The organism is Gemella sp. GL1 (genome assembly GCF_013415365.1).
Taxonomy (GTDB): Bacteria; Bacillota; Bacilli; order Staphylococcales; family Gemellaceae; genus Gemelliphila.
Genome location: NZ_JACBYB010000009.1, coordinates 140,081 through 161,936, shown reverse-complemented (window position 1 = coordinate 161,936; position 21,856 = coordinate 140,081). Strand labels below are relative to the sequence as shown.

The window sequence follows — 21,856 nt, the reverse complement described above, 5'->3', positions numbered from 1 at the left end:
ATTTAATCTAGGTTTTTTTATTACAGGCTAGCTTGATTATATGGAAAAATCAAAGTGGTAGAAAACTTATAAATAGCTTACTAAAAGTATAAAATGATAAATTCAAAAATATTAGATAAAATAATTTAATAATATAACAAAAAGATAAAAAAGTCAACAAAAAAATTATTGACAAGGACAATGGAAAGGTATACAATATAAGTATAGAAAAGCTTTTCAAGTAGATAAAAAAGGAGGTCATATTATGATTTTAAAAGTTTTAGAGTTATTGATGAGGTTAGGTGCCTTTTCAATAATAGGCTATATAATTATGGGAGATATTGGTAATACAAGGATGCAGAGTGTTATAAGTATGTCCTCAATGTTCCTAGTGATTATTGTGCCCTATACAGTAAAGTTTCGCTCTCTAGATTATCTGAGCAAAATCTACAAAGAGATGAAGTATATTTGGCCTATGCTTAATCTAATACTGGCAATATTTGTAGTAATCTATATACATAATACCCCTTCACCAGAAGACTACTTCCTATTAGGAGGAATAGCTTGTTTATTGATAGCTATAATACAAACTCTCGATTTATTATTTATAAAAAGAACAGCTTTAAAAATAATTGAAAAGCAAAGACTTGCTAATTAATAAAGATTAATTGAAAATGTTAGAAAAGTAATCACTTAGAATCAATATTCAAAGAATATTAGTGATTGATGGAGAATATTTTGCTAAAGCTATCATTCTTTATGGTAAGATTTCAATAAAAAGATAATATTAAAGAGGAGTAGGAGGACGAGTTTATGTCAATGATTATGGAATTTTTTAATAAAGTATTTGATTTTCTATTTCTGATGGAAGATGGAGAATATTCATATAAGTGGCTTATAGTAGGAGCCTTGGCAGGATTCTTGTCAGTTAAGGCACTTCAATTTTATAGTAAAAATAAAGAAAAAAAAGAAAATAGATTGTGAAGAATTGATATTTAAAGAAGTATTAGTGATTGATGGAGAAAATTTTGCTAAAGCTACCATTCTTTATGGTAAGATTCCAATAAGAAGATAATACTAAAATTACGAAAATCCTACTTTAGCAATAGACTAAAGTAGGATTTTTATTAATATATAAGATATATGTTAATAAAGATGAGGTGAGGAATTTATGAGAAGAATTAAATTTATAAAGCAGACCGATATAAAAGAATGTGGTCCTGTTTGTTTAGCCATGATAAGCAAATACTATGGCTATGAAAGCTCCATCGCTAAACTAAGAGAGTATGGTGGTACTGATTTACAAGGAACCAATCTAAAAGGAATGATAGATATAGGAGCTAAGATAGGGCTAGACATCAAGGCTGTTAAAGTAGAAGATGTGGAGGCGCTAAAAGATATTAAATATCCTGCAGTAGCCCATGTAGTAAATAATCATGGCTTTGCTCATTATATAATTATAGAAAATTATGACAAGGATATACTAAGCCTAGTAGACCCTGCAGAGGGAAGAAGAAAAGATACTATAGAAGATTTTTTAAAAATATGGACAGGAATTCTCCTCTTAATAGAAAAAAATCAATACTTTAAAAAAGGAGATGACAGTGTTAAATTACTTCCTATCTTCAAGCACATGGTAAAAAATAACAAGAAATTAATAAGTTATATATTCATTGCCTCTATCCTATTAAATGCTGCGACATTTCTAGGAACATTCTACTTTAAAGTCTTGATAGATGACATTTTGCCTAGTAACATACTAGCCAACTTGCATAAAATATCACTTTGGTTACTACTGATATATATCCTACAAACAATATTTACCTATTTCAGAAGTCACCTAAGTCTATACCTAAGCAACTCAATAGATAAGCATGTGATGCTAGACTACTATAAGCATGTTCTATCCTTAAAAATGAATTTCTTTGAAACAAGAAAAGTAGGAGAAATTTTATCTAGGTTTATGGACGCAAGCAAGATAAGAGAAGCTTTTGCTAGTATTACAATTATTACTTTGATAGATATATTGATGTTAACTGGAAGTGGATTCTTATTATACATTCAAAATAAAAACTTATTTTTACTGATACTAATTTTTATACCAATATACATAGTCCTGTCCCTTATCTTTAAAAACAAATTCGAAACATATAATCAAGATGTGATGGAGGCTAATTCCAAATTAAATTCATACCTAGTAGAATCTGTCGGAGGTATATCAGTAATAAAATCATACAATGCTGAAAAATACGTCTTTAGGAAGGTTGAAAATTTCTTTTCAGACCTAATAGGTAAAATTTATAAACTTGGGAAAGTTGCTAATGCACAAGCCTCTTTAAAGTTACTATTAAATTTACTATCAAATCTACTAGTTTTGTGGATAGGTTCTAGTTATGTGCTAGCTGGACAATTAAGTCTGGGGGAATTGTTAACTTTCAATGCCTTAATTGTCTACTTCTTAGGACCAATAGAAAGAGCGGTAGAGTTACAACCAGTAATACAATCTGCAAGTGTAGCTTCGGTAAGACTCTTTGAAATTTTACAATTAGATGTGGAAAAAGATGGAGAAAATGAAGAGAAAATAGAAGATAATATTTTCAAAGAAAAAATAGAATTGCAAAATATAACTTTTGCCTATGGAAGTAGAAGAAATGTGTTGAACAATATCTCCCTTACAATAAAAAAAGGAGATAAAGTAGCCCTAGTAGGAGAATCAGGAAGTGGTAAGTCCACAATAGCCAAGCTATTGGTGAAATATTATAGACCGAATTCTGGTAAGCTACTATATGATGATTACAATATAGATGATATAAAGCTAGAAAGTCTGAGAGAAAAGGTAACTTACATAGACCAAAAAACATTTTTCTTTTCAGCAAGTATTTTAGAAAATCTTCTTTATGGAATTGATAGACAAGTAAAAGAAGAAGAAATAATGAAAGTATGTGAAATAACAGAGGCAATTAACTTTATAAATAGTATGGGTGGACTAATGGCTAGCCTAGAAGAAAATGGAGATAACTTGTCGGGAGGTCAAAAGCAAAGATTAGCATTAGCTAAAGCTTTACTTAAAGGAGGAGAAATCCTAATCTTAGATGAATCTACCAGTGCTCTAGATTCTACAAGTGAAAAGAAAATACTCTCTAATTTAAAAAAATTACAAAAGGAAAAGAAACTAACCCTAATATTTATTTCCCATAGATTACATACAATAAAAGATGCCGATAAAATATATCTATTAGAAAATGGACAAGTTATCGGTGATGGAAAACATGAAGAATTGATAAATACTAGTGAAAAATATCGTGAATTATGGATTAATCAAAATATTGCTTAAAATTTCCTTTAATTTAGTCAATAATATAGGATACTCATTTTTGTATTTAAGCAATTCCACTTCCTATCAATTTAAACAAATCAAGTCGACACTATCTTATTTAGTTGGCTTATATATGCTAGTTTAAACAAGTCTATTTTTCTATGATAATTTAGAAATCAAATAAAAAAGCCTAGATTAAATCTAGGTTCTTTTTATTATAAACTAGCTCTATCGTGTGCTTCTAGCCACTTACTTGTATCAGATCCTAAGGGATATACAGAAGTTAGGCTAAGAGTTTTACTCCCACCAAAACCTAGGTAGTAGCCCTTTTTAATTTGCTCAAAGTCAGTTGTAGAGCCGAAACCTTTAGTTTGGTAAAGTTCTTTCATATAGTTCCAGATATTGTGGTATTCTGTTAGTCGTTTTTTATTAGCCTTGTAAAGTGAGAAGTAAACTTCATCAAATCTAACCATAGTTGTGTAGAACTTGATATCAACTTCAGTAATTTGATTTCCTAGGAAAAATCTATTTTTAGCTAGATGTTCCTCAATCTGCTCAAGTGCTTCAAAGAATAACTTGAACTCTTTTTCGTATACTTCTTGTTCAGTAGCAAAACCTATTCTGTAAACAGCGGAGTTAATTCGATTTCCTATGAAATCAGCCCACTTATCAATCTCACTTCTTAAGTTGTGAGGATATAGGTCGCCAGCTCCCTCAGCATGTAGTGATTTGAATTTTGTGGCAAACTCTCTTAGGATTTCAGCTGACTCCTTGTTTACGATTTTTTTGCTTTCCTTATCAACTAGGACAGGGACTGTTGGTCTTGCATTGAAATCCGGGTCTGTATTTTTGTAAATGTCTATTAGTTTTTTCATTCCATAGAAAGTGTCAACAGCATTTTCATGGTCAGCAAAATCTAATCCGCTCTCTTGATTGACAGGGCAGGTAACATCCATAGTGATATGCTTGTCTAGCCCCAAATATTCTCTAGCAATAATTGCTCTGTGGGCAAATGGACAGAATAAACCAGCGATTAGGTGGTATTTACCACTGGCCATGTCTTCCTGTTTCAATTCTTGTTTTAGTTTAGTCATGAGAACCTCCATTAATATTTCTTAACTAAAGATTTTATAAAATTATAAAAACAATGTCAAAAAACTAGCCTTGCATAAGCCGGCCAGCTGTTATAAAATATATTTTGAGGTGATAAGATGAGAGTAGCAATTATAGGGGCGGGAATAGTAGGTTCAACCTGCGCTTATTATTTATCAAAAGAAAAAATTAACATCACGGTATTTGACCATGGAGAGGGTCAAGCTACTAAGGCATCGGCAGGAATAATTTGTCCCTGGTTTTCAAAAAGACGTAATAAGGCTTGGTACAAAATGGCTAGGCTAGGAGCTGATTTTTATAGTAAATTAGTTGAGGATCTAGAGAATGATGGCTATGCAAGTGATTTTTATAAAAAAACAGGTGTATTTTTATTGAAAAATGATGAATCTAAATTAGAGGATTTGTATGATATTGCAAAAGCTAGAAGAGAGGAGTCTACTCTTATAGGGGACTTGAAATTTTTATCTGCCCATGAGGCTAGGGAAAGGATGGCTGATTTTTCGGGAGCTGGCAGACTTATATTTGCTGAGGGTGCAGCTAGGGTAGATGGTCAGAAGTTGGTTGATAATTTACTAGCTGCAGCTAAGGTGAATAGAATTAGTAAGAAAGTTGATATAAAGAAACTAGGACATGCTTATGAGATTGATGGTCAGATTTTTGATAAGGTGATTTTGGCCACAGGTGCTTGGCTGGGTCAGATATTAGAGCCCCTGGGTTATGAGGTTGATGTTAGACCCCAAAAAGGACAACTTAGAGATTATATTATAGCTGATAAAAATACAGGTGATTATCCAGTGATTATGCCAGAGGGGGAGTTTGATATAATTCCCTTTAGTGATGGAAGGGTATCAGTTGGGGCTAGCCATGAGAATGAGATGGCTTATGATTTGTCTGTTGATAATGACTTACTTGATAGTTATAGAAGAGAGTCGGAGCAATATCTCTTATCATTAAAAAATGCAAAAATTGCTAAGGCTAGGGTAGGAATTAGAGCCTACACTTCTGATTATTCTCCTTTTTATGGTCAGTTAGAGACTTTGGAGAATGTCTATGTGGCTAGCGGTTTAGGTTCATCTGGACTGACAACGGGGACCATAATAGGTTATGACCTAGCAATGCTGCTAAGTGGAAATGAAACTATCCTAAATCCCTCTGATTATCCGGTAGATAGATATGTTAAGAAAAAGGATAGTTTATAAAATATTATTATAATTTTCTAAATAATAATTTTAGGTTAGTAAAGCGGATAGATTTAAAAACAGCGAGAATTTCTCGCTGTTTTTTATTTATTCTTCTATAATTCCAAATTTTTCTTTGATTGCATCGGCAACTATCATACCAGTATACCAGGCAACCATGAGGTTGTAACCACCGATTTCACCGTGTAAATCAAGGATTTCACCGGCTATATATAGGTTGTCAATCTTTTTGTGCTGACAAGTTTTTGGAGAGACTTCTTTTAGGCTAACTCCTCCGGCGGTTGTAAAAGCGTATTGGATAGGGAATGTTTTTATATCGACTAATTCATATCTTTTAATTTTGTTTGTGACAAATTTTCTTATTTCTTTTTTATTTGGGTTAGCGTGAGGGAAGTATTGCATTATATGTTGATAAAATCTCTTAGGAAATTTGTCTTCTAGAAATTTGTGATTATTCCAAAGTTTATCGAAGATTTGATCTTCTGTCAGCTTAGGTAGGAAGTCTAGATAAGTAGGATTTTCTCCACGTGCTACAAACTCTCCCATAGATATTGACAAGGGACCACTTAAGCCCTTGTGGGTGAAGAGTAAATCTCCACTATATTCCCTTTTTTTAGAGTTGAACATTCTAACATCTTGCAGGGCAAGACCTGATAATTCAACAAAATCGGGATACATTAGGGCCACCTCACTAGGATAAATCTCTGTTAATTTAACTCCATGCTTTTTTAGTATTCTGTGCATAGAGCCATCAGAACCACTTTGGGGATAGGATTTTCCGCCGGCACAAACTGCTATGTTCTTTCCGTAGAATTCTTCTCCTTCTTTTGTTTTAACTCCAACAAGACGTCCATCTTTGAAAATTAGATCATCGACCTTGCAAGATTTTTTTAATTTAACATTATGAATTTTAAACGCTTCTACTACATCTTTAGCTCTTTCGCTGGCGGGATAGAGTCTTCTGTTTTCTTGTTTTAAGGGAAGTTTATGTTGTTTGAAAAATTTATGTAGGTCATATTTATGATAGGCAGAACGTAAAAATCTTCCATTGTGAATAGCAATTTCTAATTCTGAGGCTGAGTCAGAAGACAATACATTACATCTACCGTTACCTGTCATAAGAAGTTTGGTACCAATTCTTTTACTGCCTTCTAGAATTAGAACTTTTAATTTTGTATCGTTAAGTCTATCGGCAATCATCAGCCCCGAGGAACCGCCACCGATAATTATTAAATCGTATTTTTCCATCCTTAATCTCCTAATTAGTCATTAATTTTAATTGTAACATAATATGGTCAGATAATGAATTTTAAAATTAGGTTTTTGATGAATTGTTGACATTCTTTTTTGGTATGATATAATGATTTCATTAAAATGAGGCCGTTTAAAATTAAAAAGGGGAAATTAAAATGATTAAACGTATAGAAGTTTATTTAGTTACTGATGGAAACGGACAGGAGGCCCTTGCTTATTATAAGGATGTTTTTGGAGCTGAACTTGTCAGTAAGAAACTTTGGGCAGACACAATTCCAAATGTTGCAGAGGAGCATAAGGATCGTTTGTTAAATGCTCAATTACTAGTAGATGGAATCAGAATCCAGATTTCAGATGAAAGCCCAGAATATGAATATGTTTCTGGTAGAAATGTTGTTCCAACTTTAGTCTTTAGTTCGGTGGAAGAAGTTAAGGATATTTATGATAAACTTGCAAAAGATGCTAGAGAAATCAGTCTGGAATTACAGGAGACATTCTTCTCTCCAGCTTATGCCAACTTGATTGATAAGTACGGTTTTAATTGGCAATTGGTTGCTGAGTTAGAAGATTAGGAACTTAGTAGGGAAAAGATTGTATTTGAATTAAAAATGCATGTAGCTAGAAATAGTTATGTGCATTTTCTTTATGGATATCTAAGCTGAGTCTTAGTTTGGGACTGATTATTGGCCCTGTGGTAAAATATAGATAATAATCAAGTGGAGTATGAGGGTAGGTAAGAAAACTCTTAAGACTGTATTATCAAGGGCATTAAGGAATTTTTGTAGCCTTTATATATTAAAATATTGGAGTTAGCCTAACATCTAGCTCTTTTTAGAAAGGTTTTGTATGAAAAAAATTAGAAAGATATTTTTATTTTTAATAGTCACATCTTTTCTAGTTATGGCTATATATTATCTAAAATCTCCTATAGAAAGCAGGTTAGCAGAAATAAACAAGCCTAAGCAAACTTATTTTCCTGACCAAGTAGATCAAGAATTGTGGGATTCTATAGGGGATAGCTATTTACAGGATTCTACAACGAAGAATCTAGATCCAAGAGTAGCTAAGATGAAAATATTTTTGGAGAAGAAATTTGAAATTGAGGATTTTTCTTTATATAGAGCAGGAGATAGAGAAGATCATGGAAAAGGTCTAGCTATAGACTTGATGACTTATAGGGACAAGGATAAGGGGGATGAGATAGCCCAGTATCTGGTTAAAAATTTTGATAATATGGGCCTATCTTATATAATTTGGCAACAAAAGTTTTATATGGATGTTAGAAATAGATATGGTCCAGCAGATCTTTGGAATCCTATGGAAGATAGGGGATCTATAACAGCTAATCATTATGACCATGTACATATTTCATTTAAAAATTATGAGAATAAATCATAGAAGCAGGTGGTACTTAAAGACTTGCTTCTTTTTTTCTGATATTAAACTTGCAATGTTTCTATTTATTAAAAAATTGAAATTTTAGACAGAGTAAAAAATTTGGCCTATCTTTAGAAAACAAATGTTTGCAAGCATAAAATAGTAGCATATTTTTAATAATTATATTAGAATTATAAAATAATCTTAGCTAGTATAAATAGCTTTGCTATGGTATTTCTTTTGCTTTAAGTAAAAGTCGCCAAAGATGACAAAACGTTTTCAGTTTTGCTGAATTATTTTTTTATTGTATAATAGATAAGAATGAATAATTAGGAGGCTATTATGATTTATATAGTCGGGCTAGGACCTAGTCAAAAAGATGGAATAAAAGAGAAGGTAAAGAATTTTATATTAAACTTTAAAGATGGTGAAATTGTCCTTAGGATTGATGAACATCCAGCAGTTGATTTTCTAAGAGACAATAATATAGCTTATGAATCCTGTGATAGGTTTTATACTGATAAGGAGAATTTTGCTGATACATATAGAGCTATTGCTGATTATATATTAGAAAAGGCTAAGAAGATAGATGTGGCTTATCTAGTACCGGGTCATCCTATGGTGGCAGAGCTAACTAGCAAGTTGATTTTAGAAGAAGCAGATGATGTAAAGATAATTGGTGGAGAATCATTCTTAGATTCTTGTTTTAATCTAGCAAAATTTGACCCTATAGAAGGATTTTCTTTGCTTGATGCGACAGACCCAGAAGCTTTCAAAAATATAAATCCTAAACAGCATATTCTTATAAGTCAGTGTTATGATGACATTAGGGCAGCAGATATATCAGTCGAGTTAGATAGATATTATCCATTTGACCATAAGGTTACGATTATGGAACAAGTTGGTTGCTTGGATGAAAAAATTTACTGGTCAGAACTATCAGAACTGTCTTCTAAGGTGGGGGAAAAGGTTAATAATCTTAGAACTGTATATATACCACCATATATGGATTCAGTAGACACTAATATTAAAAACTACGTATCTGAGTTTGGAAGTGTTGAGGATTCTTCTAGTCTGATTGCTTCGATAGAAAAAACATTACTATCTATGAAAACACACTTGGAAGATGATGAGGCAATAAGGAAAGATTTAGCTAAATTGCTTCAAAATATAATAGACTTTACTGTTGCAGAAGATGTCTATGTAGAATTGGATCAGGTGCTAAGAAAGATGAAAGAAAATGGATAAGGTTTTAGTTTTCGCTAAAAAATTATTAAAAGAAAAGATTGATAAAAATTCTATAGTGATTGATGCTACGGCAGGAAATGGCTATGATAGTTTATTTTTAGCCAAATCTGCGGCTAAGAAAGTCTATGCTTTTGATGTGCAAGATATGGCTATAGAAAATACAAAAAAGTTACTAGAAGACAATGATTTATTAGAAAAAGTTGAAGTGATTAAAGATGGTCATCAAAATGTCGATTTATATGTAAAAGAAGATATAAAGGCGGTTGTTTTTAACTTAGGTTATTTACCCAATTCAGACCATGAAGTAACAACCTTAGGTCAAACTACCAAAGAAGCTTTAGAAAAAATGTTAAGACTTTTAGAAGTAGGAGGAATAGTTGTTATGGTTATTTATTGGGGTCATGACGAGGGTAAGATAGAAAAAAATATTGTAGAAGATTATAGTAGAGGATTAAATCAAAAATATTATCAAGTTTTATCTTACGAGTTTATAAATCAAATAAATAATGCACCATTTATAATCGCTATTGAAAAAATAAAGGAGATGTACTAATGCTGGAAAGAGAAATAGAATTTAAAAATCTTCTTAATGAGGAAGATTATCAGAAAGTATATAATCATTTTTCATTAGAAGGTGAGCCAACGATTAATAATTCAAATTATTACTATGAAACAGTAGATTTTTCTCTAAGAAGAGTGGGTGCCGCTTTAAGGATAAGGCACACAGATAGTAAATCTGAATTAACTTTAAAAATTAAAAAAGAAAAAGAGAATCTTGAGTATACTGTTCCTTGGGAAGCGGGATTTGTTCCTGATACTCTTATTCAAATTAATCTTCCAGACGTTATTAGTCAACAATTATCTGAATTTGAAATATTAGGAGAATTAGTACTTATTCAAAAAATTCAAACTGAGAGAAAAGAAAGGCATATAAGCTCAGGTCGTATAATATTAGATAAGACCTATTTCTTAGGAAATATGATAGACTATGAGTTAGAATTTGAAGTGGAAGATTATGAAAGTGGAAAAGTTGCTTTTGAAAATTTACTTATGGAATTAGAAATAGAGAAAGAAGAAGCTCAGCCTAAAATAGCAAGAGCATTTGCCTATAAAAAGTCATCTAAATAATAGATATTCTTAAAAACAAGTAGTTAATTAAACTGCTTGTTTTTTTATGGTCAAGTGAATAATAATTTATAGTTTGTTTTGTTTTAATACATCTTTTTGTAAAATCTGCCATATATTAAGTGAGAAAAATCAATGAAATTAAATACTTAAAAAATCTTGTTGTAAGATGAGAAATATTCCGTATTTTACGATTTTAAGGGCATAATTCTACAAAATGTGAATAAAAAATGTCTAAAATGTGAATAATTTGTGAATAAATTTGTTGACATCTAATTCTTATTGTTATATAATATACTTCAAATATATAACAATGTTGGAGGAAAATAAAATGAGTAAAATCGTTGTAGTAGGAGCTAATCATGCGGGAACGTCAGCTATTAATACTATTTTAAATAACTATGGAGAAGAAAATGAGGTAGTTGTATTTGACCAAAATTCTAATATTTCTTTCTTAGGATGTGGTATGGCACTTTGGATTGGGAAGCAAATCTCAGGACCGGAAGGTTTGTTCTATTCAAGTAAAGAAAAATTAGAAGCTGCTGGGGCTAAAGTTTATATGGAATCACCAGTAGTTGGAATTGACTACGATAAAAAAGAGGTTACTGCTCTTGTAAATGGTAAAGAGCATGTAGAAACTTATGATAAATTAATCTTGGCTACAGGGTCACAACCAATCTTGCCACCAATTAAAGGGGCTGAATTCCAAGAAGGTAGTCGTGAATTTAAGGCTAAGTTGGAGAATTTACAATTTGTAAAATTATATCAAAATTCAGCAGAAGTTATTGAAAAATTAAACAATCCAGATATTAAACGTGTTGCTGTAGTGGGTGCAGGATATATTGGGGTTGAGTTAGCAGAAGCTTTTGAACGTCTAAACAAGGAAGTTACTTTAGTAGATATAGCAACAACATCTCTAGGTGGATACTATGATCCAGAATTTACGGAATTAATGAATAAAAACCTAGCTGATCATGGAATTAAATTAGCGTTTGGACAAACTGTTCAAGCGGTAGAAGGTAATGGAAAAGTTGAGCGTTTAGTAACTGATAAAGAAACTTTTGATGTAGATATGGTTATCCTTGCAGTAGGATTTAGACCAAATACTGCATTAGGAAACGGAAAACTAGAATTATTCCGTAATGGAGCTTTCTTAGTTAACAAAAAAGGACAAACAAACTTACCAGATGTATATGCAATTGGTGACTGTGCGACAGTTTATGACAATGCTTTAAATGATACAAACTATATTGCTTTAGCAACTAACGCAGTACGTACGGCTATCGTGGCAGCTCACAATGCTTGTGGTACAGAAATTGAAACTGCAGGTGTTCAAGGATCTAATGGGATTGCTATTTATGACCTAAAAATGGTATCGACAGGTCTTACTTTAGAAAAGGCGAAAAGAGCTGGATATAATGCAGTAGCTACTGATTTCTCAGATTTACAAAAACCAGAATTTATGGAAGAGGATAACCATGAGGTTAAGATTCGTATAGTTTATGACAAAGATACTCGTGTGGTATTGGGAGCTCAAATGGCATCTAAGGAAGATATTTCTATGGGAATGCACATGTTCTCACTAGCAATTCAGGAAAAAGTAACAATAGAAAGATTAGCTCTATTAGACATTCTATTCTTACCACATTTCAACAAACCTTATAACTACATTACAATGGCAGCTTTATCTGCTAAGTAATTAGAAAAATCCCTAAGACATATTGTCTTGGGTTTTTTTTATGAGATAGCCGAGAACACCCATGATTTCAATTGTGGGATGAATCGGAGTCAGTTGTGAGCTAGCTTTAGCTAGGTAAACAACTGACGAATAAGAACTAAATAACCTTAAAATACCTTGCTGTGTTTGACTTTGTAGAGATACATATGTTAGAATGACAGCGAGGTGTTTTCGTATGGCAGAAGTTCATCATGGACGTGGTTACGTCTACAGTATTCAATATCACATTGTTTGGTGTGTTAAGTATCGTCACAAGTTGCTCTGCGGACAGATTGACGAAGACTTACAAGTACTACTAAGAAAAATTGCAGAAGATAAGAAAATCACTATCCTAGAAATGGAAAGCGATAAAGACCATATTCATCTCCTAATAGACTGTAAACCACAACACTATATTCCAGATGTTGTGAAAGCATTAAAAGGAGTATCTGCACGATCATTATTCAAACAACATCCAGAGTTGAAAAAACGACTGTGGGGAGGACATTTGTGGAATCCATCTTACTTTGTCGCTACAGTTAGCGAGAATACAGAAGAGCAGATTAGGCGATACATTCAAAATCAAAAACAGAAATGAGGTGAGAGTATGTTACGGCACAAAGCCTATAAATATCGTATCTACCCAACAAATGAGCAAGAGATACTGATTGCGAAAACGATAGGTTGTTCTCGTTTCGTATTCAATCACTTCTTGGATAAGTGGAATGTCAGCTATGAGACAACTGGTAAGGGACTGACTTACAACAAGTGTTCAGCTGAACTTCCAAAGATGAAAAAATCAGAGGAAACAGCTTGGTTGAAAGAAGTTGACAGTATTGCACTTCAATCTTCCCTTAGAAATCTAGCTGATAGTTTTGATCGTTTTTTTAAAAAACAAAATCAGCGTCCACGTTTCAAAAGCAAGTCTAATCCAGTACAATCCTACACTACCAAAAATATCAATAATAGTATTGAGATACAAGACAAGAAAATCAAACTCCCTAAACTTGGTTTCATCAAAATCAAAAATAGCCAAAATCATGATGGGCGTATTCTCAATGCGACTATTCGTAAGACGATAACAGGTAAATACTTCGTTTCCTTGTTGGTTGAGAAAGAAATCTATCCCTTGCCAAAAACAGGAGAGAATGTGGGAATTGACCTTGGGCTATCTGATTTTGCCATTCTATCAACTGGAGAAAAGATTGGAAACGAGAAGTTTCTCAAAAATCTTTCCAAGAGACTGGCTAGAGAGCAGAAAATTCTATCTCGGCGTGCCTTAGTCGCTAAAAAATCTAGTAAGAAGTTATCAGAAAGTATGAACTATCAGAAACAACGTATTAAGGTAGCTAAAATCCATGAAAAGATAGCTAACAAGCGTAGAGATTTTCATAGTAAGTTAAGTACAGAGATTATCAAAAACCACGATATTATCTGTATTGAGGACTTATCGAGTAAAAATCTTATGAAAAATCACAAGCTAGCTAGAGCTATTGGAGATGTCTCTTGGTCTGAATTTGTGAGAATGCTAGAATATAAGGCTGAATGGTATGGCAAAACACTATCAAAAATCAGTCGTTGGTATGCTTCATCTCAAATCTGTTCAGATTGCGGTCATACTTCTGGAAAGAAACCATTATCTATTAGAGAGTGGGTATGTCCTTCTTGTGGTTCTCATCATGATAGAGACATCAATGCAAGTATCAATATTCTACATGAAGGCCTACGTCTAGTTTAAAAATAATATGAACCGTAGGAACTACGGGGATAGCTTGGTAAACTTGTGTAACCGCTGTTGATTAGTCAGCTAGTCATTAAGTCAGCACATTACCCAAGAATCCTACGACTTTAGTCGTGGGAGGTTCAATAACATATATTTGGCAAAAATTAATTTGTCATACTTGATATTGTATAGAGTTTTTTTCTGAATTATAATAAAGCCATAAGAAAAACAAATATTTAAAGGAGATAAAATTATGAGCCAAAAGACAAATAATTTTAAAGTGCTTGTCCAAAAAGTTGGAACGGCACTATCTGGAATGGTAATGCCTAATATTGGTGCTTTTATCGCATGGGGATTAATAACAGCCTTATTTATTCCAAAAGGTTGGATACCAAATGAGTCACTAGCAAAATTAGTAGGACCCATGATTCAGTATTTATTACCTCTATTAATTGCATATACAGCAGGATATAATATCCACAAACAACGTGGAGGAGTTGTTGCAGCAATTGCTACAATGGGAGTTATTGTTGGGACAGAGGCAATTATGTTCTTAGGAGCAATGGTTATGGGGCCTTTAGCTGCAATATTGTTGAAGAAGTTTGATCAAGCAGTTCAACCAAAAGTTAAAACTGGATTTGAAATGTTAGTGAATAATTTTTCTTCGGGATTCTATGGATTCTTCCTAGCCATACTAGGATACTATGCAGTAGGTCCAGTAGTTAAGGCTCTGAATGATACCTTGGCAGCAGGAGTAGGAGCAATTGTTAGTTCAGGATTAATTCCACTTGCTAATATTTTTATTGAACCGGCTAAGATTCTATTTTTAAATAATGCTATTAACCATGGAATTTTAACTCCTTTAGGGACCCAAGCAGCACAAGAATCAGGGAAATCTATTCTATTTTTACTAGAGGCCAACCCTGGGGTAGGTCTTGGGATTTTATTAGCTTACATGCTGTTTGGAAAAGGTGCTTCTAAATCTTCAGCATATGGTGCTTCAGTTATTCATTTTATCGGAGGGATTCATGAAATTTATTTCCCTTATATCCTAATGAAACCGGCATTGATTTTTGCTGCAATTGCTGGAGGGGTATCAGGTACAGCTACTCTTCAATTCTTCCAAGCAGGGTTGGTATCTCCTGCATCACCGGGATCAATTATTGCCATATTAGGTATGACAGCTAGAGATTCTTATTTTGGAGTAATTGCAGGGGTCTTAGTTGCAGCTGTGGTAACATTTGTTATTGCTTCAATTATTTTAAAAACTGACAAGAATTCGACAGGTGATTTGGCAGCAGCACAGGCACAAATGTCAGGAATGAAAGCTGAATCTAAAGGACAAGTGTTAGCAGACTCTGCTGAAAAAACAATTTCTTATAAACAAGTAGAAAAAATAATTTTTGCTTGTGATGCAGGAATGGGATCATCGGCAATGGGTGCTTCAATCTTACGTGATAAGGTTAAAAAGGCGGGCTTAGACTTGCCTGTATCTAACACGGCGGTAAGAAACCTAGTTGATGATGAAAAAGCACTTATTATTACTCAAAATGAGTTGACGCCAAGAGCTAAGGAAATGAATAAATTGGCTATCCATGTATCGGTGGATAACTTCTTATCAAGTCCACGCTATGATGAAGTAATTTCAAAATTGAAAGATATAAAATAATTAAAGGCAGCCTAGGGGCTGTCTTTTTTATTGTCTAATATAGGATTTTTTAAAAATATGTTAGAATAGACTTAAGTAGATAAAGGCTTAGTAAAAACTTTTTATCACAACCTTTTTTTGGCAAAATTTTATTTGTCATATTTGATATTGTAAGAAAGCTGTAAGCGGACTTATAATAAGTATATATGGAAATTATCGGAAGGAAGGGAGGAATATATTGATATTAACAGAAAAAGAAAAAATAATTCTAAATACTTTACTAAGAAATAAGGAAGAATTGTCTATAAAAGAAATTGCTATTTTAACCAAGATAAAAGAGCGAACTCTGTATAGGGAAATGAAGTCTTTAGATGAAAGTTTAAGAGATAGCGGAGTAAAACTAGTAAAAAATAAATCTAGGTATAGATTAGAGGGAAATATAGAAGAAATTGATACATCTCTTTTAGATACTAGTATGAAGTTAGCTTATTCACAGGATAATAGGATAAACTTAATTTTAGCCAATCTAGTCTTGGAGCAGGAAACATCTATTAAGGAAATTTCAGAGAAATTATATATAGCCTATAATACGGTGGTCAATGCTGTAAATTCAATTGAAAAAATACTCACAGACTATCACTTAGAGTTGATTAAGAAAAAAGGCCAGGGTATATCTCTTGTTGGTAGTTTAGAAAATAAGAGGATACTACTGATTTCTATTTTGAATAATGAAATAGCTGATGATGAATTTTTCTACACCTTAAATAATCTGGGAGATTATTCAAGTAATCCATTTTTCAAATTCTTAGATTTAAAGCTATTAAGATCTATATTTTTAGAAAATAGAGATTTAGAAATTTTTAGAATCTATACAGATTCTAGTATTAAAAAGTTGTTAATAGCTATACAAGTAGGCCTAAATCTGGTGGGTATTGACGAAGAAGTTAATGAGTATATTAGTAAAAGTGATGAGTCTAATATTTTAAAATTGGTGAATATAATTGATAGCTATAAAGACTTAGATAAGAAAGACTCTTTTGTGGCCTATATTGCTAAAATTTTAAAAACTTGTAAACTTATAGAGCAGGTAACTTATTTTAATGATAAGTATTCTTATACCTTAATCTACAAGGTTAATAGATTGATTAGTGCTGTATCTGCTAAATCGCATATTGATTTCAAAAAGGATACTAATCTTGCTGTTGGTTTAATTCCCCATATAGAATCAGCTATAAAGAGATATCAATTAAAATTGGTTGAGAGGAATAATGAATTACAAGAATTTGTACTGAAAAATTATAATGAACTTTACTTGGTTATAAAATCTGTGATTCTTGAAATATTTGATGATATAGACTTTTCAGCGACAGAGTTATCTTATATAGTAATTCATTTTGCATCATCTTATGAACAGATATACAGGGAAAACTTTGTAAGAGCATTAGTTGTTTGTTCGGCAGGTATAGGTTCATCAAAAATTTTAGGTAGTTTGATAAGGAAGAATATACCTGAGATTAAAAATATAGAATATTCAAATCCAGCTAGACTTAGACAAGATTTAGCCAAGGATTACGATATTGTACTTTCTACAATAAGGCTAGATGCTGATATAGACTATATTTTAATCCCTACCATATTAAGGGAAGAAGATACTACTAGAATAAAAGAAAAAATCTTGGCTACTAGAACATTTAAAAAGTTAGAATATAAAAGGCAGGATAGGTCTGAAGTTAGTAATCATATTGATAATATTTTAAATAATATAAATTTTAGTGCTTGGGACAGGGGAGTAAGTGATTTAGCTGCTTTTTTAGCTAGTCAATTAGCCTTAAATAGGGAAGATTACCTAGTAAAGAACCTTATAGAAAGGCATGAAAAATCATCTATAGTAATACCCAATACAGGAATAGCCTTATTCCATACTTTAGATAATTCTCTCAAGACACCTTTTATAAAAATAGTTGGGCTTGATCGAGAATTGATAATGGAGAATTCTTTGGGTCATGAGGAGAAAATAAAGCAAATTTTTATAATGCTTAGCCCTAATATTCAAGAATATACAGATTTGCTAGGTCAGATAAGTATAGCAATATTATCAGATGAGATATTTAGAAAAATATTAGATAGTAGGGATATAGACTATATTAAGACAAAAATAGAACTTATTTTAACAAAATATAAATTAGAAAATTAATAAAGGATAGGAGAAATAAAATGTTATTAAAAAAGACGGATATAAGATTGGGACAAGAATTTTCAAATAAGGAAGAAGCTATTAAAGCAGCAGGAAAACTACTAGTAGAAGCTGGTTATGTGGAGCCTGAGTATGTAGATGCAATGCTGGAGAGAGAAGAGATAGTATCGACTTATATGGGTAATTTTATCGCAATTCCTCATGGAACTGATGATGCTAAAAAATCAATAAAAAATACAGGTATTTCAGTTTTACAAATTCCTGCTGGGGTATCATTTGCTAAAGAGGGAGAAGAGGAAGACAAGTTAGTATTTATCGTATTCGGTATTGCTGGAAAAGATGGGGAACACCTAGATTTATTATCTAAGATTGCAATCTTTTGTTCAGAACAAGAAAATGTGGTTAAGTTGCACCAAGCTAAATCAGAAGAAGAAATTATAAACTTATTATCAGTCGAGTAATAAAGAGGAGAAGAATTATGAAAAATTTACATTTTGGAGCAGGTAATATAGGGCGTGGATTTATAGCTTCTTTACTTAATAAGTCGGGCTATGAGGTAACTTTTGTCGATATAAATGAAGACTTAGTAAATGCCTTAAAAACTAGGAATACTTATACAATAAAGGTTTTAGATAATACTATAGAGGAACTTACTATCAGTAATTTTGATGGATTAAATATCCTTAGTGAAAAAGAAGAATTGTATGCAAGGATTGGACAAGTTGACTTAATCACAACATCAATAGGGCCTAATGTATTACCAATAATTGCCAAAGATATAGCGGCAGGACTTTCTAAAAAGCTAGCTGACAATAATACAAATTTCTTAGATATCATAGCTTGTGAAAATATGATTGAGGGGACTACTTTCTTAAAAGGAGAAATTTTTAAGCATCTGAGTAAAGAGGAACAAGTATTTGTAGACAAGTATGTAGGCTTCCCTAACTCTGCAGTAGATAGAATTGTTCCTGCACAAAAGCATGAGGACATATTGCTGGTAGAAGTGGAGAAGTTCTGTGAGTGGGTTGTTGAAGAAGATGGTCTAAAAGTAGAAGCCAATAAAGCTATTGCAGATGTGCATTATGTAAAAGATTTGAATCCTTTTATCGAGAGAAAATTATTTACTGTAAATACAGGACATGCAGCCTTATCTTACTTTGCTAAGGAAAAAGGTTTAGTCTATGTATCGGAGGGAGCTATTGATTCGCAAGTTAGGCAACACTTTATTAAAGTTTTAGAGGAAACATCTGAAATTTTAATTGCCAAATGGGGATTTGCTAGGGAAGATATGGACGGCTATAGAGAGAAAACTATTAAGCGCTTTGAAAATAAATTAATAGTCGATGAATTAGCCCGCATTTGCCGTACACCAATTCGTAAATTAGGAGAGAATGAGAGATTTGTAAAACCTATAAAAGAAGCCATAAGATTAGATTTAAGCTATGAAAATCTTGCTAAGACCTTAGCCTATATTCTAAAATTTGATGATCCTACAGATGAACAATCTGTAGAATTGCAAAAATTACTAGCAAGTAAATCTATAAGTGAGATACTTATAGAAATATCAAACTTAAGTGATGAAAAAGTTTTATCAATTGTAGAAAAAGAGTATAGTAACTTATAAAATTAAATGTATCCAAAATTTATTTTGGATACATTTAATTAATAAATAAAAAATTCTAACTAAAAAAGAGCTTTAAGTATACTAACTTGAAGCCCTTTTTATATATTATTCTACTGTTACTGATTTAGCTAAGTTACGTGGTTTATCAACATCTAATCCACGTCCTAAAGCTGCATAATAAGCGAATAGTTGAGTTACCACGATACTTACGATTGGAGCAAGTGTTTCGTGTACATTAGGGATAGCATAGTCCCCTTCTTTAGCTAATTTTTCTAAAGTAATAACTAAAGTTTTAGCTCCGCGGCTAGCAACTTCACTCACGTTAGAACGAGTGCTTAGGTCGAATTCTGATTTAGTGATTAGGGCAACAACTGGAATATTATCTTCGATAAGAGCGATAGTTCCGTGTTTTAATTCTCCACCAGCGAAACCTTCTGTTTGGATATAAGAAACTTCTTTTAATTTAAGAGCAGCTTCACATGAAGAGTAGTAGTCAGCTCCACGTCCAATGTAGAAGGCATTTCTTTCTGTAAATAATTTGTCTGTTAATTCTTTAATTTCCTTAGTGTCATCTAAGATTGATTCAATAGCTGTAGTTACTACTGACAATTCTTTTTCCAAGTCTAAGTTAGGAGCTTTTCCTAATTCTTTAGCAACTTGGTAAGCCAAGATAGAAAGAACTGCAATTTGAGAAGTGTAGGCCTTAGTTGAAGCTACTGCAATCTCAACACCTGCATGTAATAATAGGGTGTAGTCAGACTCACGACTTAATGTAGAAGCATCAACATTAGTTAATACTAGGACTTTGTATGTAGGGTTAACTTCACGTAGTTTAGTTAAAACTGCACGTAAGTCGGCTGTTTCTCCTGATTGTGATAGGAAGATAAACATTGGTTTTTTAGATAGTAACGGTAAGTTATAAGCAAACTCAGAAGCTAGGTGTAATTCAGTTGGAATTCCAGCCCATTTTTCAAAGTATTCTTTACTCATTTGTCCTGCATTGTAAGACGTACCACATCCAATTACATATAGTCGGTCAGCTTCTTTTACAGCGTCAATGATTTCTTGATCCATTTTAACATCGTGTCCGTCAAAGTATTCAGAGATAATATTACGCATAGCAAATGCTTGTTCGTTAATCTCCTTAATCATGTAGTGCTCGTAAACACCCTTGTCGATTTCTCCGTATTTAATGTTTGGAGTGAAAGGAGAACGTTCTATTTTCACTCCATTTTTATCTTCGATTAAAACTGAATCAGCTTTAACTGTTACTAATTCACCATCATTAATTTCTAAAAATTTGTTAGTATATTTAATCATAGCTAAGGCATCAGATCCAACATAGTTACAGTTTTGCCCAAGTCCTATTAATAATGGACTCTTGTTTTTAGCAACGTATAAAGTATCAGCATCTTCTCTGTCGATTAAACATAGGGCATAAGAACCGTGTAATTTAGAAATTGTTTTTAAAAATGCCTCTTTAGTTGATAATCCTTCTCTAGCAAATACTTCTATTAATTGAACTACAACTTCTGTATCAGTTTCAGAAATCATTTTTTTATCAGAAAGGAATTCTTCTTTTAATTCAGAGAAGTTTTCGATAACTCCATTATGAACTAAAGTAAATCTTTCGTTGAATGATTGGTGAGGGTGAGAGTTAGTTTTGTTTACACCACCGTGAGTAGCCCAACGAGTATGACCAATACCGATATTAAATACTAAATCTTCAGAAGTTAATTCTTCTAAGTTTTTGATACGACCAACTGTTTTTATGACTTTAGTTTTTTCATCAACAATTCCTGCAATACCACAAGAGTCATATCCACGGTATTCTAATGAGTTTAAACCATCAATTAGAAATTCTACTCCATTATCTTTACCTATAAATCCTACAATTCCACACATATTTTTTAATCTCCTTAAATCTCAATCTTAATATTTTAATATGAAAAAAAACCAGCCTACTTTGAATAAAGTGGCCAGGCTTAAATAAGACTCTGAATATATCCATCTTTATTCATAAGTAAATAGAGGTTTTTTCAAACCTTAATTTTTTATTTTATGAATAGAGATGGCAACAATTTTGTAGAAATAATTTCTTTTGTATGCTACCTAACGAAACTCTGTATTCCGAAAAAGCATCCGCCGAATCATCGATAACTTTTTTCCTCGTCAACTAAGCTTAGTTTAACCATTAAAACTTAGTTCGGGCGCTATAATTATAAATCTACTACCCCTTAAATTTTATTATTTCTCCTTAATTATAGCACAGTATAATTTCTTTTGTAAATAAGTAATGTTTAAAATGAAATAAAAGAGCCACTAAAAGTGGCTGCTAT

The 21,856-nt window shown here is 32.3% G+C and carries 19 protein-coding genes; 16 read left to right on the top strand and 3 right to left on the bottom strand.

What is annotated here, in order from left to right:
* Window positions 1-244 precede the first annotated feature (244 nt).
* The 3 genes from HZY82_RS01895 to HZY82_RS01885 all read left to right on the top strand — a co-directional run bounded on the left by HZY82_RS01895 (window position 245) and on the right by HZY82_RS01885 (window position 3,313).
* A complete protein-coding gene (locus HZY82_RS01895) occupies window positions 245-637 on the top strand; it encodes a hypothetical protein (protein ID WP_179938517.1) in 393 nt (130 codons plus the stop codon).
* A gap of 155 nt (window positions 638-792) precedes the next feature.
* Window positions 793-963, top strand: coding sequence for a hypothetical protein (locus HZY82_RS01890; protein ID WP_179938515.1), 171 nt, complete (start codon window positions 793-795; stop codon window positions 961-963).
* 187 nt (window positions 964-1,150) lie between these two features.
* A complete protein-coding gene (locus tag HZY82_RS01885) occupies window positions 1,151-3,313 on the top strand; it encodes a peptidase domain-containing ABC transporter (RefSeq protein WP_179938513.1) in 2,163 nt (720 codons plus the stop codon).
* Window positions 3,314-3,510: 197 nt separating this feature from the next.
* Here the strand turns inward: HZY82_RS01885 and HZY82_RS01880 are convergent, their stop codons facing one another.
* Window positions 3,511-4,389 (bottom strand): glutathione S-transferase C-terminal domain-containing protein, encoded by an 879-nt coding sequence (locus tag HZY82_RS01880; RefSeq protein WP_167753249.1) that lies wholly within the window; start codon window positions 4,387-4,389, stop codon window positions 3,511-3,513.
* Window positions 4,390-4,506: 117 nt separating this feature from the next.
* On the opposite strand from HZY82_RS01880, the gene HZY82_RS01875 reads away from it, so the two are divergent.
* Window positions 4,507-5,607, top strand: a complete 1,101-nt coding sequence (locus tag HZY82_RS01875) for an NAD(P)/FAD-dependent oxidoreductase (protein ID WP_179938511.1) — start codon at window positions 4,507-4,509, stop codon at window positions 5,605-5,607.
* Between the two features lie 87 nt (window positions 5,608-5,694).
* On the opposite strand, the gene HZY82_RS01870 is transcribed toward HZY82_RS01875, so the two are convergent.
* A complete protein-coding gene (locus HZY82_RS01870) occupies window positions 5,695-6,855 on the bottom strand; it encodes a BaiN/RdsA family NAD(P)/FAD-dependent oxidoreductase (RefSeq protein ID WP_135157412.1) in 1,161 nt (386 codons plus the stop codon).
* 161 nt (window positions 6,856-7,016) lie between these two features.
* Here HZY82_RS01870 and HZY82_RS01865 point away from each other — a divergent pair, with 161 nt between their 5' ends.
* From HZY82_RS01865 to HZY82_RS01810, 12 genes are all read left to right on the top strand, one after another.
* The gene (locus HZY82_RS01865; RefSeq protein ID WP_135157411.1) at window positions 7,017-7,433 is read left to right on the top strand and encodes a VOC family protein; all 417 of its coding nucleotides are present in this window, start codon (window positions 7,017-7,019) and stop codon (window positions 7,431-7,433) included.
* Window positions 7,434-7,707: 274 nt separating this feature from the next.
* Window positions 7,708-8,259: a VldE C-terminal domain-containing protein gene (locus tag HZY82_RS06600; protein ID WP_135157410.1), complete on the top strand. Its 552-nt coding sequence runs from the start codon at window positions 7,708-7,710 to the stop codon at window positions 8,257-8,259.
* 321 nt (window positions 8,260-8,580) lie between these two features.
* Complete coding sequence (locus tag HZY82_RS01855; protein ID WP_135157409.1) at window positions 8,581-9,486, top strand: SAM-dependent methyltransferase; 906 nt, start codon at window positions 8,581-8,583, stop codon at window positions 9,484-9,486.
* Complete coding sequence (gene mnmM, locus HZY82_RS01850; RefSeq protein WP_135157408.1) at window positions 9,479-10,039, top strand: tRNA 5-(aminomethyl)-2-thiouridylate-methyltransferase MnmM; 561 nt, start codon at window positions 9,479-9,481, stop codon at window positions 10,037-10,039. Before HZY82_RS01855 ends, mnmM begins: the two co-directional genes overlap by 8 nt.
* The gene (locus tag HZY82_RS01845) at window positions 10,039-10,614 is read left to right on the top strand and encodes a CYTH domain-containing protein (RefSeq protein WP_135157407.1); all 576 of its coding nucleotides are present in this window, start codon (window positions 10,039-10,041) and stop codon (window positions 10,612-10,614) included. Before mnmM ends, HZY82_RS01845 begins: the two co-directional genes overlap by 1 nt.
* A 328-nt stretch (window positions 10,615-10,942) precedes the next feature.
* On the top strand, window positions 10,943-12,310 hold the full coding sequence (gene nox / locus HZY82_RS01840) for a H2O-forming NADH oxidase (protein WP_135157405.1): 1,368 nt from the start codon (window positions 10,943-10,945) through the stop codon (window positions 12,308-12,310).
* Window positions 12,311-12,524: 214 nt separating this feature from the next.
* A complete protein-coding gene (gene tnpA / locus HZY82_RS01835; protein WP_135157403.1) occupies window positions 12,525-12,926 on the top strand; it encodes an IS200/IS605 family transposase in 402 nt (133 codons plus the stop codon).
* A gap of 9 nt (window positions 12,927-12,935) precedes the next feature.
* On the top strand, window positions 12,936-14,066 hold the full coding sequence (gene tnpB, locus HZY82_RS01830) for an IS200/IS605 family element RNA-guided endonuclease TnpB (protein WP_135157401.1): 1,131 nt from the start codon (window positions 12,936-12,938) through the stop codon (window positions 14,064-14,066).
* Window positions 14,067-14,304: 238 nt separating this feature from the next.
* Window positions 14,305-15,720 carry a PTS mannitol transporter subunit IIBC gene (locus HZY82_RS01825; RefSeq protein WP_135157399.1) on the top strand — a complete coding sequence of 472 codons (1,416 nt, stop codon included), beginning with the start codon at window positions 14,305-14,307 and terminating at the stop codon, window positions 15,718-15,720.
* A 217-nt stretch (window positions 15,721-15,937) separates the two neighbouring features.
* Window positions 15,938-17,893: a BglG family transcription antiterminator gene (locus HZY82_RS01820; RefSeq protein WP_218925227.1), complete on the top strand. Its 1,956-nt coding sequence runs from the start codon at window positions 15,938-15,940 to the stop codon at window positions 17,891-17,893.
* A 20-nt stretch (window positions 17,894-17,913) separates the two neighbouring features.
* Window positions 17,914-18,354 carry a PTS mannitol transporter subunit IIA gene (locus HZY82_RS01815; protein WP_135157397.1) on the top strand — a complete coding sequence of 147 codons (441 nt, stop codon included), beginning with the start codon at window positions 17,914-17,916 and terminating at the stop codon, window positions 18,352-18,354.
* A gap of 17 nt (window positions 18,355-18,371) precedes the next feature.
* A complete protein-coding gene (locus tag HZY82_RS01810; protein ID WP_179938509.1) occupies window positions 18,372-19,517 on the top strand; it encodes a mannitol-1-phosphate 5-dehydrogenase in 1,146 nt (381 codons plus the stop codon).
* 105 nt (window positions 19,518-19,622) lie between these two features.
* Here HZY82_RS01810 and glmS read toward each other — a convergent pair whose 3' ends face one another.
* Complete coding sequence (gene glmS, locus HZY82_RS01805; RefSeq protein ID WP_179938507.1) at window positions 19,623-21,422, bottom strand: glutamine--fructose-6-phosphate transaminase (isomerizing); 1,800 nt, start codon at window positions 21,420-21,422, stop codon at window positions 19,623-19,625.
* Window positions 21,423-21,856 lie beyond the last annotated feature (434 nt).

Bases quoted from the DNA above. Each gene is read 5' to 3' on its own strand.
- HZY82_RS06600 (WP_135157410.1), top strand. From the start codon at position 7,708: ATGAAAAAAATTAGAAAGATATTTTTATTTTTAATAGTCACATCTTTT.
- HZY82_RS01815 (WP_135157397.1), top strand. From the start codon at position 17,914: ATGTTATTAAAAAAGACGGATATAAGATTGGGACAAGAATTTTCAAAT.
- HZY82_RS01825 (WP_135157399.1), top strand. From the start codon at position 14,305: ATGAGCCAAAAGACAAATAATTTTAAAGTGCTTGTCCAAAAAGTTGGA.
- HZY82_RS01890 (WP_179938515.1), top strand. From the start codon at position 793: ATGTCAATGATTATGGAATTTTTTAATAAAGTATTTGATTTTCTATTT.
- HZY82_RS01845 (WP_135157407.1), top strand. From the start codon at position 10,039: ATGCTGGAAAGAGAAATAGAATTTAAAAATCTTCTTAATGAGGAAGAT.
- nox (WP_135157405.1), top strand. From the start codon at position 10,943: ATGAGTAAAATCGTTGTAGTAGGAGCTAATCATGCGGGAACGTCAGCT.
- HZY82_RS01810 (WP_179938509.1), top strand. From the start codon at position 18,372: ATGAAAAATTTACATTTTGGAGCAGGTAATATAGGGCGTGGATTTATA.
- glmS (WP_179938507.1), bottom strand. From the start codon at position 21,422: ATGTGTGGAATTGTAGGATTTATAGGTAAAGATAATGGAGTAGAATTT.
- tnpA (WP_135157403.1), top strand. From the start codon at position 12,525: ATGGCAGAAGTTCATCATGGACGTGGTTACGTCTACAGTATTCAATAT.
- HZY82_RS01875 (WP_179938511.1), top strand. From the start codon at position 4,507: ATGAGAGTAGCAATTATAGGGGCGGGAATAGTAGGTTCAACCTGCGCT.
- HZY82_RS01895 (WP_179938517.1), top strand. From the start codon at position 245: ATGATTTTAAAAGTTTTAGAGTTATTGATGAGGTTAGGTGCCTTTTCA.
- HZY82_RS01880 (WP_167753249.1), bottom strand. From the start codon at position 4,389: ATGACTAAACTAAAACAAGAATTGAAACAGGAAGACATGGCCAGTGGT.
- tnpB (WP_135157401.1), top strand. From the start codon at position 12,936: ATGTTACGGCACAAAGCCTATAAATATCGTATCTACCCAACAAATGAG.
- HZY82_RS01855 (WP_135157409.1), top strand. From the start codon at position 8,581: ATGATTTATATAGTCGGGCTAGGACCTAGTCAAAAAGATGGAATAAAA.
- HZY82_RS01885 (WP_179938513.1), top strand. From the start codon at position 1,151: ATGAGAAGAATTAAATTTATAAAGCAGACCGATATAAAAGAATGTGGT.
- HZY82_RS01870 (WP_135157412.1), bottom strand. From the start codon at position 6,855: ATGGAAAAATACGATTTAATAATTATCGGTGGCGGTTCCTCGGGGCTG.
- HZY82_RS01865 (WP_135157411.1), top strand. From the start codon at position 7,017: ATGATTAAACGTATAGAAGTTTATTTAGTTACTGATGGAAACGGACAG.
- mnmM (WP_135157408.1), top strand. From the start codon at position 9,479: ATGGATAAGGTTTTAGTTTTCGCTAAAAAATTATTAAAAGAAAAGATT.